19 protein-coding genes are annotated in these 17,476 nt (G+C 70.4%); 10 read left to right on the plus strand and 9 right to left on the minus strand.

What is annotated here, in order from left to right; all coding sequences use genetic code 11:
- Positions 1-44 precede the first annotated feature (44 nt).
- Positions 45-986, plus strand: a complete 942-nt coding sequence (locus HDA40_RS01340; protein WP_253750408.1) for a GNAT family N-acetyltransferase — start codon at positions 45-47, stop codon at positions 984-986.
- A 92-nt stretch (positions 987-1,078) separates the two neighbouring features.
- Here the strand turns inward: HDA40_RS01340 and HDA40_RS01345 are convergent, their stop codons facing one another.
- Positions 1,079-1,423: an ArsR/SmtB family transcription factor gene (locus HDA40_RS01345; protein ID WP_253750411.1), complete on the minus strand. Its 345-nt coding sequence runs from the start codon at positions 1,421-1,423 to the stop codon at positions 1,079-1,081.
- Between the two features lie 106 nt (positions 1,424-1,529).
- Between HDA40_RS01345 and HDA40_RS01350 the strand changes: the two genes are divergently transcribed.
- Positions 1,530-2,459, plus strand: coding sequence for a DMT family transporter (locus tag HDA40_RS01350; RefSeq protein ID WP_253750414.1), 930 nt, complete (start codon positions 1,530-1,532; stop codon positions 2,457-2,459).
- Positions 2,456-3,193: a class I SAM-dependent methyltransferase gene (locus HDA40_RS01355; protein WP_253750417.1), complete on the plus strand. Its 738-nt coding sequence runs from the start codon at positions 2,456-2,458 to the stop codon at positions 3,191-3,193. The genes HDA40_RS01350 and HDA40_RS01355 overlap by 4 nt, the downstream gene beginning before the upstream one ends.
- A gap of 202 nt (positions 3,194-3,395) precedes the next feature.
- Here HDA40_RS01355 and HDA40_RS01360 read toward each other — a convergent pair whose 3' ends face one another.
- Complete coding sequence (locus tag HDA40_RS01360; protein WP_253750420.1) at positions 3,396-3,938, minus strand: YbaK/EbsC family protein; 543 nt, start codon at positions 3,936-3,938, stop codon at positions 3,396-3,398.
- Between the two features lie 182 nt (positions 3,939-4,120).
- On the opposite strand from HDA40_RS01360, the gene HDA40_RS01365 reads away from it, so the two are divergent.
- Entirely contained in the window at positions 4,121-4,531 is a 411-nt protein-coding gene (locus tag HDA40_RS01365) for an HIT family protein (RefSeq protein WP_253750423.1), read from the plus strand.
- A gap of 24 nt (positions 4,532-4,555) precedes the next feature.
- On the opposite strand, the gene HDA40_RS01370 is transcribed toward HDA40_RS01365, so the two are convergent.
- Entirely contained in the window at positions 4,556-5,455 is a 900-nt protein-coding gene (locus tag HDA40_RS01370) for a GNAT family N-acetyltransferase (RefSeq protein WP_253750426.1), read from the minus strand.
- 116 nt (positions 5,456-5,571) lie between these two features.
- Between HDA40_RS01370 and HDA40_RS01375 the strand changes: the two genes are divergently transcribed.
- From HDA40_RS01375 to HDA40_RS01385, 3 genes are read left to right on the plus strand one after another with little or no spacing between them, the layout of a single operon-like run.
- Positions 5,572-6,282, plus strand: a complete 711-nt coding sequence (locus HDA40_RS01375) for a M50 family metallopeptidase (RefSeq protein WP_372502811.1) — start codon at positions 5,572-5,574, stop codon at positions 6,280-6,282.
- Between the two features lie 31 nt (positions 6,283-6,313).
- Entirely contained in the window at positions 6,314-6,952 is a 639-nt protein-coding gene (locus tag HDA40_RS01380) for a DsbA family protein (protein ID WP_253763529.1), read from the plus strand.
- A gap of 10 nt (positions 6,953-6,962) precedes the next feature.
- Complete coding sequence (locus tag HDA40_RS01385) at positions 6,963-8,021, plus strand: phosphotransferase enzyme family protein (protein WP_253750429.1); 1,059 nt, start codon at positions 6,963-6,965, stop codon at positions 8,019-8,021.
- On the opposite strand, the gene pip is transcribed toward HDA40_RS01385, so the two are convergent.
- Positions 7,933-8,856, minus strand: a complete 924-nt coding sequence (gene pip / locus HDA40_RS01390) for a prolyl aminopeptidase (protein ID WP_253750432.1) — start codon at positions 8,854-8,856, stop codon at positions 7,933-7,935. The genes HDA40_RS01385 and pip overlap by 89 nt on opposite strands.
- Before the next feature lie 95 nt (positions 8,857-8,951).
- Here pip and HDA40_RS01395 point away from each other — a divergent pair, with 95 nt between their 5' ends.
- Complete coding sequence (locus HDA40_RS01395) at positions 8,952-10,022, plus strand: serine hydrolase domain-containing protein (RefSeq protein WP_253750435.1); 1,071 nt, start codon at positions 8,952-8,954, stop codon at positions 10,020-10,022.
- 3 nt (positions 10,023-10,025) lie between these two features.
- Here HDA40_RS01395 and HDA40_RS01400 read toward each other — a convergent pair whose 3' ends face one another.
- Positions 10,026-10,715: an alpha/beta fold hydrolase gene (locus HDA40_RS01400; protein ID WP_253750438.1), complete on the minus strand. Its 690-nt coding sequence runs from the start codon at positions 10,713-10,715 to the stop codon at positions 10,026-10,028.
- Positions 10,716-10,735: 20 nt separating this feature from the next.
- On the minus strand, positions 10,736-11,956 hold the full coding sequence (locus HDA40_RS01405) for an arginase family protein (RefSeq protein WP_253750441.1): 1,221 nt from the start codon (positions 11,954-11,956) through the stop codon (positions 10,736-10,738).
- A 576-nt stretch (positions 11,957-12,532) separates the two neighbouring features.
- Between HDA40_RS01405 and HDA40_RS01410 the strand changes: the two genes are divergently transcribed.
- Entirely contained in the window at positions 12,533-13,054 is a 522-nt protein-coding gene (locus tag HDA40_RS01410) for a P-loop nucleotide/nucleoside kinase family protein (protein ID WP_253750443.1), read from the plus strand.
- 9 nt (positions 13,055-13,063) lie between these two features.
- Positions 13,064-13,582 (plus strand): GNAT family N-acetyltransferase, encoded by a 519-nt coding sequence (locus tag HDA40_RS01415; protein WP_253750446.1) that lies wholly within the window; start codon positions 13,064-13,066, stop codon positions 13,580-13,582.
- Between the two features lie 99 nt (positions 13,583-13,681).
- Here HDA40_RS01415 and HDA40_RS01420 read toward each other — a convergent pair whose 3' ends face one another.
- Genes HDA40_RS01420 through HDA40_RS01430 form a run of 3 tightly spaced genes read right to left on the minus strand, consistent with a single transcriptional unit; the run spans position 13,682 to position 17,435 of the window.
- Positions 13,682-14,440: a hypothetical protein gene (locus HDA40_RS01420; protein WP_253750449.1), complete on the minus strand. Its 759-nt coding sequence runs from the start codon at positions 14,438-14,440 to the stop codon at positions 13,682-13,684.
- Between the two features lie 40 nt (positions 14,441-14,480).
- The gene (locus HDA40_RS01425; RefSeq protein WP_253750451.1) at positions 14,481-17,096 is read right to left on the minus strand and encodes an excinuclease ABC subunit UvrA; all 2,616 of its coding nucleotides are present in this window, start codon (positions 17,094-17,096) and stop codon (positions 14,481-14,483) included.
- Positions 17,097-17,135: 39 nt separating this feature from the next.
- The gene (locus HDA40_RS01430; protein ID WP_253750454.1) at positions 17,136-17,435 is read right to left on the minus strand and encodes a GNAT family N-acetyltransferase; all 300 of its coding nucleotides are present in this window, start codon (positions 17,433-17,435) and stop codon (positions 17,136-17,138) included.
- Positions 17,436-17,476: the final 41 nt, after the last annotated feature.

A 17,476-nucleotide genomic window follows, 5' to 3' on the forward strand; every position in this document is an offset into this window, starting at 1 on the left:
GATTCCACTTGCCAAGCATCGGCAACCGGACAACGCTGCGCAGTGTGACGCTCATCCGCGCGTACGCCGCCGGTGCCGACGCCGAAGCCGTGGCCGGGCTCGTCGGCGAGATCTGGCGACGTCCGGTGCCCACGCAGGACATCCTCGAACAGCACCGGACCGCCCCGGCCGGGCGGATCGCCGTGTACCTGGTCGCCGAGTCCGGCGGCGTCGTCGCGTACGGCAACGCGATCCGCGAACCGGCCAACCCGGACGGCCTGTTCCAGGTCGACGTCGTGGTGACCGCCGCCCGCCGCCGCCACGGCATCGGTTCCCAGTTGCTGGCCCGGGTGGAGCAGTTCGCCGTCGAGCACGGTGCGACCCGGCTCGGCGGGGTCGTCCCGAGCGTCGCCGAGGACGCCGGGACGGCCTTCGCGATCCGTCACGGATACGCGATAGTGCGTCGTGCGTACCACTCCTATCTGAGCGTGGCCGACGTGGACGCGCGGCTGCTCGACCAGCCGGACCCGCCGGGTGTCCTGGTGACCACCCTGGCCGCGCTGGGCGACGACGAGCCGGCCCGGCGCATGCTGTGGGACGTGCACGAGCGGACCGTGCCGGACATGCCGGGATCGCGCACCGCGGTCCGGCGGCCGTACGCGGAGTTCGAGCAGGCGGTGCTGAGCCGGCGGTCGTTCCGCGCGGACGGCGCGTTCCTGGCGTTCGCCGATGGCGAGGCGGTGGGGCTGGCGATCGTGTCGTCCCAGCCGGAGGTCGGCACGATGAACCACGACTTCACCGGCGTGCTGCCGCGGTGGCGCGGCCGGGGCGTCGCGTCAGCCTTGAAGCGCGCCGCCATCCGATACGCCCGCGACCTCGGCGTGGCGACCCTGCGCGCGGGCAACGACGCGGAGAACGCGCCGATGTTGGCGATCAACGCCCGATACGGCTACCAGCGCCGCGGCGGCCACGTGCGCATCGAGAAGGTTCTGACGGCGCGATCATGAACTGGTGGTCGTGATCGACCGGTGTGTCGTGTCCCTAGGTACCTGATCGTTCCCCGATGGGACTGATCAGCCTCCGGTGATTCACGGCCGGGTCAGCGGGCCGGGTCGGGCGCGGCCGGCAGGGCGTCGGCGGGGTCGGGCAGGACCGCGTCGAGCAGGCCGGGGAAGCGTTCGGCGACCTCGCCGGCGCGCAGCCGGACGAACTTGCTGGTGCCTTCGCGGCGGGTGGTGGTCAGGCCGGCCTCGCGGAGCACCTTCAGGTGGTGGGAGCGGGTGGCCTTGGGCATGTCGGGGAACAGGTGGCCGCACGCGTACTCGTGGCCGCCGGACAGGGTCTGCACGATCTGCAGGCGCACCGGGTCGGACAGGGCGAACAGCACGGCGGTGACCGGCACCTCGGTCAGGGCCGGCTCGTCGGGGTGCACGGCGGAAGTCACGTGATCGTCCTCACCACGTCGATGGTTCGACTTTTCTCGAACAAGATCCTAGGCTCAGCTTGTTCGGTTCTTCTCGAACAATACCTGGCTTGGAAGGGGAACCGCCATGGGCCGCGCCGCCGCCCTCACCTCCGTACTCATCTGGGGCGTCCAGTTCAGCGTGCTCGCCGCCGCGCTGCGGCAGCTGGACGCGTACCACTTCAGCAGCCTGCGGTTCGCCCTCGGGGCGCTGGTCATCGCCATCGTCCTGGTGTGGCGGGAAGGCCGCGCCGCGCTGCGCTTCGACGGCCGGCTGCTCGCCGCCACCGGTTACGGCGCGGCCGGGTTCGCCGCGTTCAGCATCCTGCTCATCGTCGCGCTCGGCTACACGTCCCCGCAGAACGTCGCCCTGGTGGCGGCCACCTCGCCGATCCTCACCCAGCTGCTGCGCTGGGCCCTGGACGGCGTACGCCCCCACCCGGCGATCCTCGCCCTGGCCGTGGCCGCCCTCCTCGGACTGGCCCTGGTCATCACGAAGGGACACCTCGGCGGGTTCGGCGCGTTCGGCCTCGGCGACCTGATGGCGCTGGGCGCCGCGCTCGGCTGGTCGATCTTCACCTACGGCGCGGGCAAGTTCCCCGGCTGGAGCCCGCTGCGGTACACCACCCTGACGATGATCGGCGGCGCGGCGGTGACCCTCGCCGTGACCGTGCTGGCCGACGTCACCGGCCTGGCGCACCTGCCCACCCTGACCGCGGTGTGGGCGGTCACCCCGCACCTGGTGTACGTGGCCGTGATCGGCTCGGTCGTCGCCGCCCTGGTCTGGACGGTCGCCGTCCGCTCGCTGGGCGCCACGACGGCGGTGCTGTTCATGAACCTGGTCCCGATCATCGCGCTGCTCGTGGCGGTGGCCACCGGCGCGCGGCTGGGCGGGGTGGAACTGCTGGGCGCGGCCGTCACCGTCGCCGCGCTGCTCGGCGCGGCCGCCGTCCACCGGCGGGCGACCGCTCCGGCCCGCGCCGCGACCCAGCAGATCCCGGTACGCTCCGAAGCATGATCACGCCAGGTTTGTCCTTCGGCTCGGCCGCCCGGCTCTACGACACGATCCGGCCCACCTACCCGCTGACGGCGATCACCTGGGCGCTCGGCGCTCCCGGCGACCGGCCGTCACGGGTGCTGGACCTGGGGGCGGGCACCGGGCTGTTGTCCGCCGCGCTGCGAGCGGCCGGGCACGAGGTGGTCGCTGTCGAGCCGGACGACCAGATGCGGGCGGTGGCCGCAACCCGCCTGCCGGGGACCGAGGTGCTCGCCGGGTCCGCCGAGGACATCCCCCTGCCGGACGCCTCCGTCGACGCGGTCCTCGTCGGGCAGGCGTACCACTGGTTCACGCCCGAGCGGGCGCTGCCGGAGATCCGCCGAGTGCTCCGCGACGAAGGCGTGTTCGCTCCGATGTGGAACATCCGCGACGACCGTACGCCGTGGGTGGCGGCGTTCTCCGGGATCGTCGGCCACGAAGGCTGGGGCCTGGTCGACGGCTGGCAGTACGGGCCGGTCGAACCCTGGTTCACCGACCTCGAACCGGGCATGTTCGAACACACCGTGGCGATCCCGCCGGCGGCGCTGGTCGACCTGGCCCGGTCCCGCTCCTACTACCTGACCGCCGACGCCGCCGAACAGGCCCGGCTGACGCGAGAACTGACCACGCTGGCGGGTACGCACCCCGACCTGGCCGGGCGGGACGCCGTCGACATGCCGTATCGGACGTGCGTGTACCGGATGCGCCCCGCCTGACGGTCCGTTCATCGGCGACGTTTCCTGTCCTGCTGGCAGGTGTTCTGCGGTGGGCTTCTGGTCCGTCTCCAGGCGACGGACCGGCGATACGTCGCTCCGCCTCCGGAAGTCCGACGATCACGCCCCCTGGCGGCCCGCGCGGCGGCCCGGCGAGCGGTTGCTCAACCGGCTCGGGCAAGCGCTCCGCCCGGCGAAGGGTTGCTCAGCCGGCGAGGGTGAGCACTTCGGCGCCGGGCAGTTCGGCGAGCAGTTTGCCGGGCACGAGGAGCTTGCCGCGACGCCGGCCGCTGCCGATGACGACCCACGGCGTACTCGCGACGGCGGCGTCGACCAGCAGCGGCCAGGACGCGGGCAGGCCGATCGGGGTGATGCCGCCGTACTCCATTCCGGTCTGCGCCACCGCGTCGTCCATCGGCGCGAACGACGCCTTGCGCGCGTCGAGCCGCTTGCGGATCACCCCGTTGACGTCCGCCCGGGTGCTGGCCAGCACGACGCACGCCGCCAACGTGGTGTTCTCACCACGCCGTCCGGCCACCACGACGCAGTTCGCCGACTGCTCCGGCGGCACCGCGTACACCTCGCCGAAGACGGCGGTGTCGGCGTTGGCCGGGTCGGTGTCGACCACCAGCACCGACGCGGCGTGCTCCCAGCCGGACAGGGCCGCGGCCACCGGCGGGGCGAGCAGCTCGGGGCGCTCGGCCGCGGGCCAGGCCGCGTCGAATCGGCCGATGGGCGTGTCAGTCATCCCGCCAGCATACGAACGCCGCCCCGCCCCGCTTCCCCCGCCAGCCCTGCGGCCACCACGCGGCGGCCCGGGCGTTGATCATGGGGTTTCCGGTGTCGACACACCCCGCCGACACCACGGTCAACTCCATGATCAACGAGAGGGGCGGGGGAGGGATGGGTGGGCGCGTAGGCTGGCGGCCGATGGCGACCTGTCTGTTCTGCGAGATCGCCGCCGGTCGGCAACCGGCGGCCGTGGTGTACGCCGACGAGCTGGTGACGGCGTTCCTCGACATCCGCCCGTTGTTCCCCGGGCACGTGCTGGTGGCGCCGAAGGAGCACATCGCGGTGCTGGCCGATCTGCCCGTGCCCGACGTCGGCCCGTACTTCGAGCAGGTGCAGCGGATCGCGGTCGCGGTGCAGTCGGCGATGGGTGCGCAGGGCAGCTTCGTGGCGGTCAACAACGTGGTCTCCCAGAGCGTCCCGCATCTGCACACCCATGTCGTGCCGCGTAGCAAAGGCGACGGGCTGCGCGGGTTCTTCTGGCCCCGCACCAAGTACGGCTCGCCTGAGGAGGCCGACGACGTCGCGGCCAGAATCCGCGCCGTCCTCTAGGGAGTGGTCTCAGGAGAGCCGCCGCTAAGACGGCGCGGGAGCGTTGCGGTAGACGGTCGAGCTGCGGCGTACGGTCATCCCCGCGCGTTCGTAGACGCCGAGCGCCCCGGTGTCGGAGTGCGTCCACACGACGCAGGAGCGCCGCCCGGCCGCGTGGTACGCGGCGAAGCAGGCCCGCAGCAGCGCCTGGGCCAACCCCCGGCCCCGGTGGTCGGCGCGGACGGCGAGCCGTTCGATGTAGCCGTCGGCGATGCCGGGCAGGTCCAGCGCGAGCAGTACGCCGACCAGCTGCCCGCCGTCGGCGGCGACGACCGACCGTGCCGGGTCGAACGCGTCCCGGCCGACGGTCAGCATCGCCCATTCCTCGTAGGACTTGCGCCGCTGCTGCCATTCGTCGAAGGCGTCTTCGAGCACCAGGTACGCGTCCTGCTCGTCGCCGGGCTGGAACGGTCGCAGGGTGATCCCGCCGGGGGCGTCCACCACGGGCGGCTCGTCGAACGCGATCGCGAGCTGCCAGGAGGTCACCATGGGCGTCCAGCCGTGCGAGCGCAGCAACCCGGCGGCGGCGTGGTCGCCGTCGGGGGCGGTCTGGCTGATCACGGCCGAGCCTGCGCGGTGTTCGATCCAGTCCAGCAGCCCCGTCCCGATGCCCCGGCCGCGATGTGCGGGGTGGACGTCGGCGTCGCTGCGGCGGTTCATCCACGCCCACGCGGCGACCGTGCCGTCCGGGGCGGTCACCAGCACCGTGTCGGTGGCCGGGTCGAGCCCGGGCCGGCCCAGCACCGCCCGGATCTCGTCGGCGTCGCTTTCGGCGTACCCGTGCAGTCGCCGTTCGCAGGTCTGGACCAGCGCGTGCAGCGCGCTGACGTCGGCGGTCTGGACGGGACGGGCGGTGTAGCCGGCCGGCAGGACAAGATCAGTCACCGGCCGAGTCTAGGCGGTGCTGCTGTGCCTGCTGGTGTTCCTCGGCGTGCACGCCGCCTGGGTCGTGGCGATGGTCCCCAAGGAAACCTGAGCGACTTGCGGTAGGCTCCGCCGCCGTGAGCCTCACCGATCTCTGGGACCGTTTCACCGCCATCCAGCCGCCCCCGGCGTCCGGCCTGATCCTGGCGACCGCGGTCGCTTCGCTCGCGGCGGTGCTGATCCCCGCGGTGTGGCGGCTGGCCCGGAACCTGATCACGATCACCCACGAAGGCGGGCACGCGCTCGTCGCGGTGCTGACCGGCCGGCAGCTGCGCGGCATCCGGCTGCACTCGGACACCTCCGGGCTGACCCTGGCCCGCGGCAAGCCCCGGGGTCTCGGGATGATCCTCACCTTGTCGGCCGGCTACCTGATGCCGTCGCTGCTGGGCCTGGCGGCCGCGGCGGTGCTCGCGACCGGCCGGGTCACGCTGCTGCTGTGGACGGCGCTGATCCTGCTGTTCCTGGTGCTGCTGGTCATCCGCAACTGGTTCGGGCTGCTGTCGGTGACCGTCACCGGCGCGGTCGTGTTCGCGGTGTCCTACTACGCCGCCGAGCAGACCCAGGCGGCGATCACCTATGTAGCGGTGTGGTTCCTGCTGATCGGCGGCGTCAAACCGGTGCTGGAACTGCGGGGCCGCCGCCGTCGCGGCGGAACCGGCTCGGACCCCGACCAGCTGGCCCGCATCACCGGCGTCCCGGCCGGGCTGTGGATCGCCGTGTTCACGCTGGCGAACCTCGCCTGCCTCGCCTACGGCGGCTATCTTCTCGTACAAGACCGGGTTATGTAGACGCCGGGTTTCGATTACCGTACGCGGGGTGATGATCCCCTTCACCTACGCCTTCGACGGCTACTGCGGATGGTGCTACGGGTTCGCCCCCGCGCTGCACAAGTTCGCGCACGACAACGCCGACCGCGTCCGCGTCCGCGTACTGTCGGCCGGCATGCGCGTCGGCGACCGCATCAAGCCGTTCGACGCCTTGCGTTTCACCACCACCTCCAACGAGAAGGTGACCGAGGCGCTCGGCGCCGTCTTCGGACCCGGCTACCGCGCGCTGGTCGAAGAGGGAAGCTTCGCGATGGACTCGCACGGTCCCGCGTACGGGCTGATCGCGCTCAGCCTCCAGGACCCCGACCGGGCCCTGGAGTTCGCCGGCGCGATGCAGTCCGCGTTCTTCCTGGACGGCTGCTCGCTGTCCGACCCCGACACCTACCGCGCACTCGCCGCCCAGTTCGGCCTCGACCCCGAGCAGGCGGCCGCCGCGTTCGCCAGCCCCGAGGTCCAGGAACGTGCCCTGCGTGAGATGCGAGAGGTACGCGAACTCGGCGTGCCCGGCTATCCGACGCTGCTGATCCACCTGCCCGGCCAGACGCCGCAGATCTTCGGCGCCGAGGAGATGACCGGCGACGAGCTGACCGCCGAGCTCAACAAGACCCTGGCCGAGCACAACCTGGCCTGATACTGGACAGGTGACCGATCCGCTGCTCACCACGGCGTACGCCGCCTACGGGTGGGGCCCGCAGGTCACCGTCACACCCGGACCCCGGGGCGCGCTCGGCCGTATCTGGCGGGTACGCGCCCCGGCCGGGCAGTACGCCCTCAAGCACTCGTTCGACGCGCCGCCCGACGGCCGCCTGGCGGCCGAACTGGACCTGACCCGGCGAGCGGCCGACGCCGGCGTACGCGTACCGGCGACCCACCCGGCCGCCGACGGGCGGCTGCTCGTGCCCGCCCCGGGCGGCGGGGTCCTCCGGCTCTACGACTGGGTGGACCTGCATCCGATCGACCCCGACGCGCCCAGCACGCCGCAACGGCTCGGGGAGTTGCTGGCCCGGCTGCATTCGTGCGCCCCACCCGCCTTCGGCGGGCCCTCCGTCCGCCCTCCCGGCTCGAGCGTTCAGGCCGGCGGTGAGGAAGCGTGGTACCACGAGGCGCCGGACGCGGCCGAGTTCGCGGCGTTCGGCGGGCGGCCCTGGTCGGACCGGCTGGCCCGGCTCGCCGAAGACCTGCCGCAGTTGACCGGAGCGCTGGCCCCACCCGATCCGGCGGCGCTGCGGCTGTGCCATCGCGACCTGCACCCGGAGAACGTCCAAACCGGACCGGACGGCGACCTGGTGGTGCTCGACTGGGATCAGGTCGGCCCGGCCGAACCCGCCCGCGAGCTGATCCAGACCCTGTACGCCTGGTTCACCACCACCTCGGATGCCGCCGCCGAGGATCGGATGCCCGCCTGTTACGCGGCCTATGTGGACGCCGGGGGACCGGGCCGGATCCGCGGTCCCGCCGACTACACGATGCTGCTCGCCGACCGGCTCAACTTCCTGCTGCACCAGGCCCGCATCGCCGCCGATCCGGGCACGGCCGACGACGACCGGGCCTGGGCCGAACGGGAGATCGACGAGACGTTGCGGCTGCTGCCGACGCCGCGGCAGCTGTCCGTCACCGCTGCGCGTATCGCGCGAACGCTTCCCGCAGCACCCGGGTCACCTCCGGATGGCCCGAACCGTGCTCGGCCGGGCCGACGATGACCAGCTCCGCATCGGTCCAGCGCTGCGCCAGCCGGTACGCCACATCCGGCGGCCCGCTCACGTCCGCGCGCCCGGTCACCAGTACGCCCGGAATCCCGTTCAGCTTCACCGCGTCGGCCAGCAGGCGACCGTCGGGCAGGAAGCCCGCGTTCGCCCAGTAGTGCGTGACGAGCCGGGCGAACTGCAGCCGGAACCTCGGGTCGGCGTACCGGGGATCGGGTGAGGGTTCGGACAGGACCGCGACATGGGTGTCCTCCCATCGGCACCACTCTTCGGCGGCCGCCGCCCGCACCTGCGGATCCGGGTCGCTCAGCAGCCGGGCGTACGCCGCCGCGAGGTTCCCGTCGCGTTCGGCGGCCGGCACGTGCCCGGCGAACCGGTCCCACTCGGCCGGGAAGATCCGCCCCATCTGCCGGGTCACCCAGTCGACCTCGGCCGCCGTCGTCGTCACCACACTGAACAGCACCAGCTCCGACACGCTCGCCGGATGCGCCTCGGCGTACGCCAACCCCAGCGTCGACCCCCACGAACCGCCGTAGACCAGCCACCGGTCGATGCCCAGATGCTCCCGCAGCCGCTCGATGTCAGCGATCAGCTGCGCCGTCGTGTTGGTCGCCAGGCAGGTGTCGTGGTCGGCTACGTTCGGCGTGCTGCGCCCGCAGCCGCGCTGGTCGAACAACACCACGCGGTACTGCGTCAGGTCGAAGTTGCGCGCCCAGAAGGGACCGGCGCCCGAGCCGGGCCCGCCGTGCAGGCACACCGCGGGCTTGCCGTCGGGGTTGCCGAGCACCTCCCAGTAGAGCCGGTTGCCGTCGCCGACGTCGAGCATCCCCATGCGCGTCCCCTCCCATGGTCTAACAGCACTGTTATATCATGGCGACGGTTTCCTAGACGTGTTAGGTTTGAACCTAGAGCTATTAGGGAGATGTCATGAGCCTGCACCACCACATCCAGACCTACCTCGACCACCTCACCGCCACCGGCCGCGAAACCGGCCTCCAAGTCACCGCCTACCACCACGGCGAACTCATCCTCGACACCGTCGCCGGACACGCCGACCAACAGGGGAGAGCCGTCACCCCCGACACCCCCTTCTTCGCCTTCTCCATCGGCAAAGGACTCACCGGCGCCGCCATCCACCACCTAGCCGACCACGGCCACCTCGACGACGACCTCCACCTCGCCGACGTCTGGCCCGAATTCGCCCAGCACGGCAAAGACACCATCACCCTCCGGCACGTCCTCACCCACAGCGCCGGACTACCCACCCTGCCCACCGACACCACACCCGACGACCTCACCGACTGGCACCACATGTGCCACCTGCTCGCCGACGCCCACCCCACCTGGGAACCCGGCACCCGCCACGGCTACCACGCCTGGACCTACAGCTGGCTGACCGGCGAAACCATCCGCCGCGCCACCGGACGCACCCTCAGCCAGATCCTCGACGAAGACATCGCCACCCCACTCGGCATACGCGGCGAACTGCTCTTCGGCGTACCCGACAGCGACCAACCCCGCCTCGCCGTCCTCGAAGACCACGGCTGGGCCGACGCCTTCACCCACCTCAGCCAATACGCACCCAACGTCGCCGCCGCCTCGCCACCCGGCGTACGCCCCGACGCCACACTCGGCAACAACCCAGCCATCCTGCGCGCCGACATCCCCGCCGTCGGCACCGTCACCGCCCGAGCCGCCGCCCGCCTCTACAGCGCCCTGCTCACCGGCGAACTCATCACACCCGACCGGCTCAAGACCGCCACCACCACCGCCGTACACGGCACCGACTGGACCTTCGGCGGCCCCAGCGCCTTCACCCTCGGCTTCGGCGTCATCGACGACACCTGGATCGGCTACGACGGCAGCGGCGGCAGCATCGCCGCCATGGCCCCCGCCCACGGCCTCGCCCTCGCCGCCACCAAGAACGCCCTGTCCTACACCGACGACGACCCCATGGACACCATCCGCCGCATGGTCCTCGACGCCGTCACCCGCTAACCGTCACTCCGGCGCGGTCAGAAAAGGAACCACCACCGCGAGGAACTCCGCCAACGCCTCCCGATGAATATGGTGACCCATCGGGATCTCCACCACCCGAGCATCCGCCAACCGAGCCGCCGCCACCGCGAACAACTCCTGCGGCACATGACTAGCCGACCCACCCGCCAGCAACAACACCCGCGCCGACACCAACCCCAACCGATCCCACCACGCCGGATCCGGATCAGCCAACTGACCCATCACCGCCACCAACGCCTCCCACGCGTACGGCAATTCCTCCGCAGGCGGCGGACCCAGCGAGCCACCACGCATATCCCCAACCCGAGGCGGCGGACTGTCCTCGATCACCAACCGCCGCACCCGACCCGGCTGCGCCTGCGCCACCAGCCACGACACCGTCCCACCCAGCGAATGCCCGATCACATCCACCCGCTCGGCGCCCAGCACATCCAGCAGCCCCAGCACGTCATCCCGCATCAACTCGAACGAGTACGCCCCCGGACGATCACTATCCCCATAACCGCGCATGTCCACCGCGTACACCCGATGCGACCCAGCGAACGCCGGAGCCACCGAATCCCACGACGACCTCGTCGAACCACCCGAATGCAACAACACCAACGGCATCGCCCCGGGCACACCCGACACCTCCGCCGCCAGCCGCACCCCATTCACCGTGAAGAACTCCACCGCACCTCCCGGCGTACAAGCTAACCGGACGAACGGAACCGCGCCGCCCCCACAAACTCGTCCACGACGGACCACACAACCCCCGCCGACGCATCGGCGGGGGAGACCGCCATGAACTCCGCCACCGCCGCCCCCACCACCTCACACTCCGCGACCAACCCCCGCAGCGCGCCCAGCAACTGAGCCTCCGACAACCCACCCGGCGCAGGGAAACCCACCGACCCGAACACCGACGGATCCAACACATCCAGATCCACATGGACATAGACCCGCCGGGAACCCACCGCCGCCGGCACATCCTCCGGCGCGACCACCGCAATGCCCGACCGCGCCACGAACTCCACCTCACCCGGGTCCAGATCCCGCGCACCCACCAGCACCACCTGATCCGGCCGCAACGGACACCCCGGCACCAACCCCGGCGGACCCTCACCCAGCAACGTCCGCAACACCATCCCGTGGAACGCCCCCGACGGCGACGACTCCGGCGTGTTCAAGTCCGCGTGCGCGTCGAACCACACCACCACCAGGTCGTCGAACCGCTCCGACGCCGCCGACACAGGGGAGAGGTCCACCGAACAATCCCCGCCCACCGTCACCACGAACCGGCCACCCAGCTCCGCGACCGCCCGCGCCGTCCGCGCAGCGACCTGCTCCACAGCAGACCAGACTGGTACGCCGTCCGGCACCTCCACGAACGTATGTTCCAACGCCGGGTAGTGGCCGGCGATCAACCCGGCACCGACCGCCAACCGGCGCGCGTCCGAACGCGACGAACCCTGCCACTGCGGGACCACCAGCAACGCAGTCTTCGTCGCGCTGTCAGTTGGACGGGCCTCATCAGTTGGACGGTCGGCGAGGAATCTTCCTAGGACGTCTGCGTCCAGGTGGACGAAGGCTCGGCCGTCCCAGATGGACTCTCGTTCGGCGAACACCAACGCCACACCCTCGCCGAGGATCAAGTCGTCTGCCGACGCCGACGTGGCGACGGTGTAGACGAACCGCTCCAGCTCGCGCTCCGGCACGACCTCACGCGAGAAGAACTCCAACGGCTGCTCCGGCCGCAGCCCGGTCTCCTCGAGCAGCTCCCGGCGGGCCGCCTCCTCGGGCGACTCGCCCGCCTCGACGTGACCGCCCGGCAGCCCCCACAGATCCGGGAAGTTCACCGCGTCGGGCGCCCTCAGTTGCAGGAGAACCCGGCCGGCCGGGTCGACGACGATGACGACGGCGATCTGGATCATGGGGCATGACCCTACAGCGCCCCCCCAGACAATCCCGGACGGAGCTTTTGGGCATATTTGACCCCAGGTCTACCCCTACCTCGGAGGATTTCGGCGCTCTACGGCCATCTGAGAGCCTTTTAGCAGGTCAGAGGGCATATCGGAGATCAACATCGGGCTTCGGAGCCTGGCCGGCGGTCGGCGCGCCCGCCCGAGGCCCGGTGATCTCCGGTGGAGGGGATACCCATCGGCGACACGGAAGCGTACGTGGGCGTCCGGAGATCGCTCCGCAGGGAGTGGGAGACCGCCGGGGTCGTGATCTTGGGGCCGAATTATTGGTTCGCGCCCCCACCGGGACGGTCGTCGTCCCACACGTCATGCGCGCCCATAACGGTCATTATGGGCGGCCCATATCCGAGCAGGATTCCACGTTCGGACCCCAATCATTGATATCTGAATTACGAATATCGGTAATCCAATAATTCGTAACCGGATGGGCCGGAAAGTATGGGGCGGGTTTCCGCGCGTACGCGGACGGGATTCGAGCCTCCCCGGCCGGGCCAACATGATCAACTAACGGGCCGCGATAATCGGCCGATGCTGGTTGTGATGTGCGGACTGCCCGGTTCCGGCAAGAGCACCGTCGCCGTCGAGCTGAGCCGCGTACTGCGGGCCGTCGTCGTCTCGGTGGATCCGATCGAGGCGGCGATGCTGCGAGCAGGGGTGGACTCTGGTCAGCCGACCGGTTTGGCGGCGTACGTGGTGGCGGAGGCGGTCGCGCAAGGGGCGTTGGAGTCCGGGCTGCCGGTTGTCGTGGACGCGGTGAACGACGCGGTCGAGGCGCGGGCGCAGTGGGTCGGGCTGGGTACGCGGATGGCGGCGCCGGTGCGGTTCGTCGAGGTGGTGTGCCGTGATGAGGCGGTTCATCAGGCACGGTTGGCGGCCCGTGGTCGCCGGTACGCCGAGCTGCCGGAGCCGTCGTGGGATTCGGTGGTACGCCGTCGGGCGGCGTTCGAGCGGTGGCGGGGTCAGCGGTTGGTGGTGGACGGGGTGCGTCCGGTGGGTGAGGTCGTGGCGGAGCTGGTTGTGGGCCTCTCCCCCACTGCTGATCTTGGTTAGCATGCGGTCGTGAAGGTTGTTCGGGTCGTCGCTGGCGAGTTCGGTGCGGTCGTCGACGGGCTGGCTGAGGTGCTGGTGGACTCGGTGGCCGGTGGGGCGTCGATGGGGTTTCTGCTGCCGTTCGGGCTGGTGGAGGCGCGTACGTGGTGGTCGCGGGTGGAGCCTGAGGTGGCGGCTGGGCGTACGGTGCTGTGGGTCGCGTGGGAGTCGTCCGGTGTGGTCGGCACGATTCAGCTGAAGCTGGAGCTGGAGTATCCGAACGGGCGGCATCGGGCGGAGGTCGCGAAGTTCATGGTGGCGTCGTGGGCGCGGGGTCGTGGGATCGGCCGGGGGTTGCTGGGCGCGGTGGAGGCGGCGGCTCCGGGTCTCGGGGTGTCGTTGCTGGTGCTGGACACGGAGACGGATAGTCCGGCGGAGGGTTTGTATCGGTCGGCGGGGTGGACGGAGCTGGGTGTGATGCCGGCGCATTCGGCGGATCCGTCGGGTGTGTTGCGGCCGACGACGTTCTTCTTCAAGCAGCTGGCTTAGCGTGGGGTGAGACGGTGACGCCGCCCGCGCGACGGGGGTACGCGTGGGCGGCGGGTCTGGTTTCCCTGGCGGGGTCGGTGGCGACCGCTGCGGGCTGGGTCAGCCGGCGTTGCCGAAGGCGGTGACGGCGTGGGCTTTGCCGAGGGGGTTGTGGATGGTGACGATCCAGTATTCGCCGGTGGCCGTGAACTGGGCGGTGTAGACCCAGTGCGGGTCCGGGGACAGGGTCAGGGTGTATCCGGCCGGTGGGGCGTCGGTGACGACGGAGTCCACGACGCTCTGCGAGGACAGGGCGAGCATGCGGGGCTTGTTGTGGTTGACGAAGGCGTCGAGGAATTCGCGGGCGTACTTCTCGGCGTCGGTGTAGTAGACGGTCGCGTCGAGGCGTACTTCGGTGATGGCGTGGTCGGTGGCGTCGTTGCGGCTGCGGACGATCAGGTCGGAGCCGAGTTTGTTGCGGTAGGTGCAGTAGGTGGAGCCGGCCGCGCCGTCGCAGGTGGCTTTGGTCCAGGTCATGTCGATGTTCGGGGTGCCGAGTTTGGTGATCTGGGTGTAGGCGGCGTCGCTGGTGAGCTTCTTCAGCTTGGTGGTGTCGCAGCCGAGCCAGGCCTTCATGAACTGCAGGGCGACGCCGTCGCCGTCGCCGCCGGTGACGGTGCCGTGCGGGGTGCAGCCGGTCGTTCCGGTGGTGCTGGTGGCCTCGGTGGACGGTTGCGGAGTCGCCTCGGTGCTGGTGGTCGCGGCCGGTCCGACGGTGGTGTTGGCCGAGGGTGCGGCGCTGGGGTCGTCGGTGCCTTGGCAGCCGGCCAGGAGGGCGAGCGCGGTCAGCAGTGTGGCGGCGGTCGCGTACAGACGCATCGGGGGTCTCCGTGGGTGAGGTCGGTTGCTGGAGGTGACCTCACGGTAGGGAGTCGCCGGGTGGCTGGGCATCGGGACGGGTACGGATCTTTGCCGCCGTCCGGTGGGTCCGTACCGTCGTGCGTACCGGCTGGTGTGCCGGGCTGGTGGGGTCGTGGCGGGCCAGGTGGCGGGCTAGGTAGTGGCCGGTGAGGCTGTCGGGCTGGTGGGTGAGGTGGTCGGGGGTGCCGGCGGCGACGAGGGTGCCGCCGTCGATGCCGCCGCCGGGGCCCATGTCGATGACGTAGTCGGCGTTGGCGATCATGTCGAGGTCGTGTTCGATCACCAGGACGGTGGCGCCGTTGGCGGTGAGGCGTTGCAGGACGCCGAGCATGGTGCGGACGTCGAGCGGGTGCAGGCCGACGCTGGGTTCGTCGAAGGCGAATAGGGTTTCGTGCTGGTCGCGGCCGAGTTCGGCGGCGAGTTTGAGGCGTTGCGCCTCTCCCCCGGACAGCGTGGGGGTGGCTTCGCCGAGGGTCAGGTAGCCCAGGCCGAGGTCTTGGAGGGTCTGGATGCGGGTGCGGGTGGTACGCAGGTCGCCGGTGTGGTCGAGGGCTTGTTCGACGGTGAGTTTGAGGAGTGCGGGCAGGGTCAGGCCGGCGTGCTGGTAGCGGTCGGCGCTGGGTGCGTACCGGGAGCCGGTGCATTCGGGGCAGACGATGTCGATGTCGGGGAGGAATTGCACGTCGAGGGAGATCTCGGCGGTGCCTTGGCAGCGGGGGCAGCGCAGGGAGCCGGTGTTGTAGGAGAAGTCGGCGGCGGTGAGTCCGTCGGCTTTCGCCTCGGGTGTGGCTGCGTACGCGCGGCGTAGTTCGTCGAGGATGCCGCTGTAGGTGGCCACGGTGGAGCGGACGTTGGCGCCGATCGGGGTGCTGTCGACGGTGGCGACTCGGGTGATCGGCCCGGCGTCGACGGTGGCGACGTGTGGTGGTGTGGGTGTGCCGGTGGCGTGGGCGTGCAGTGCGGGGATGAGGCATTCGAGGACGAGGGTGGTCTTGCCGGAGCCGGATACGCCGGTCACCGCGGTGAGGCGGCCGGCGGGGAGGCTGAGGTCGAGCGCGTGGACGGTGTGCAGTGGCCGGGTCGTGAGCTGGATGCGTCCGAGGTCGAACATCTCATTCTCGGTGGCTGGCGTACGCACGACGACGGGTTCGCGGCCGCTGAGGAAGGGGCCGATGAGCGAGTCGGGGTCGGTGGTGATGGTGGTGGTGTCGCCGGTGGTGATTATTCGTCCGCCGTGGGGGCCTGAGCCGGGTCCGATTTCGACGAGCCAGTCCGCGGCGCGCAGGATCTGGGTGTCGTGGTCGACCAGGATCACGGAGTTGCCGTCGGTCAGCAGGTCTCGCGTGATGTCGATGAGCGCGTCCACGTTCGACGGGTGCAGGCCGATCGAGGGTTCGTCGAGGACGTAGAGGACGCCGGTGGTCTGGTTGCGTACGGCTCGGGTGAGCTGGACGCGTTGGCGTTCGCCGGTGGACAGGGTGGAGCTGGCTCGGTCGAGGCTGAGGTAGGACAGCCCGAGGCCGAGGAGCCGGTGGGCGATGTCCTGGAATCGTTCGCCGATGTCGCGGGCCATGCGGGCCAGGTCGGGCGGTTGGGTCTGGAGGACGTTCGGGATCCAGGTGTGGAGGTCGCTCAGGGTTTTCGCGGTGGCTTCGGCGAGGTTGAGACCGTCGAGGGTGGTGGATCGGGCCTGTTCGCTGAGCCGGGTGCCGTGGCAGTCGGGGCAGGTCTGGACGCTGAGGAAGCGGTTGACCCGGGTGAGGCCCTTTTCGTTGGTGGCGTTGCGGACTGCCTCTTCGACGGCTTGGCGGGCGTTGCGGTAGGTGAAGTTGAGGTCGAACAGTTTGCCGCTCTTGGAGGAGACTCGGATCTCTCGTTTGATCGGTGGCCCGTGCAGGACGGTTTCGTGTTCGGCCGGGCTGAGGTCGGCGTAGGGGACGTCGGTGCGTACGCCGAGTTCGGCGGCGACTTGGGGCATGACGGTCAGGCCGAACATCGACCAGGGTGCGACGGCGCCTTGGTCGATCGTCTTGGCGGGGTCGGGTACGAGGGTGTTCTCGTCGACCTCGCGTACGGTGCCGGTTCCTTCGCAGCGTGGGCAGGCTCCGTCGGAGTTGAACGCGAACGATTCGGCGCCGGGTGGGGTGAATACCGCGCCGCAGATCGGGCAGGTGAGGTTCAGTCCTTGGGCGACGTCGATGGTGGGCTGTTGCCGGTGGCCGTTCGGGCACAGGTGCGCGCCCAGGCGGGAGAACATCAGGCGCAGGTAGTTGAGCAGTTCGGTGGAGGTGCCGAAGGTGCTGCGGACGGTGGGCGTACCGGGTCGTTGGCGGAGTACCAGTGCGGCTGGGACGTGTTCGACGGAGTCGACGTCGGCTCGGGGCGCTTGGGCCAGTCGCCGGCGGGTGTAGGTCGACAGCGCTTTGAGGTAGCGGCGGGATCCTTCGGCGTACAGGACGCCCAGGGCGAGCGATGACTTGCCTGAGCCGGAGACGCCGGCGATCGCGACGAGTCTGCGCAGGGGAATCGTGACGTCGATGTCGCGCAGGTTGTGGACGCGGGCGCCGTGGACCTTGATCGTCTCCGGCGAGGAGTTCGGGTCGATCAATCCCATTTGGTAACCGTACAGCTACCGAAAGTGATCGAGGGCGGACTAGCGGACCTTGCGGGTGGTCCGGGCGACGATTTCCTCGTATTCGGGGTGCTTGTCGAGCCAGCCGTGGATGAAGGGGCAGATCGGCACGACGGTGCGGCCCTTCGCGCGGGCGTCGTCGAGGACGGCGCGGGCGAGCGTGGAGCCGACGCCCTTGCCCTCATACTCCGGGAGCACCTCGGTGTGAGTGTAGGCGATGATGGCGCCGGTGAGCTGGTAGGTGACGAATCCGGCGAGCTCGTCGCCGTCGTGGGCTTCGAATCGCTCGCGTTCGGGCGCGTCGGTCACGGTGAGTTGCATGGGTTCAGCCTAATTCGGTCGCCGGGCGGTCCGGGGCGGAC

Origin of the sequence: Hamadaea flava (genome assembly GCF_024172085.1) — a bacterium.
In the GTDB taxonomy this organism is placed as follows: domain Bacteria; phylum Actinomycetota; class Actinomycetes; order Mycobacteriales; family Micromonosporaceae; genus Hamadaea; species Hamadaea flava.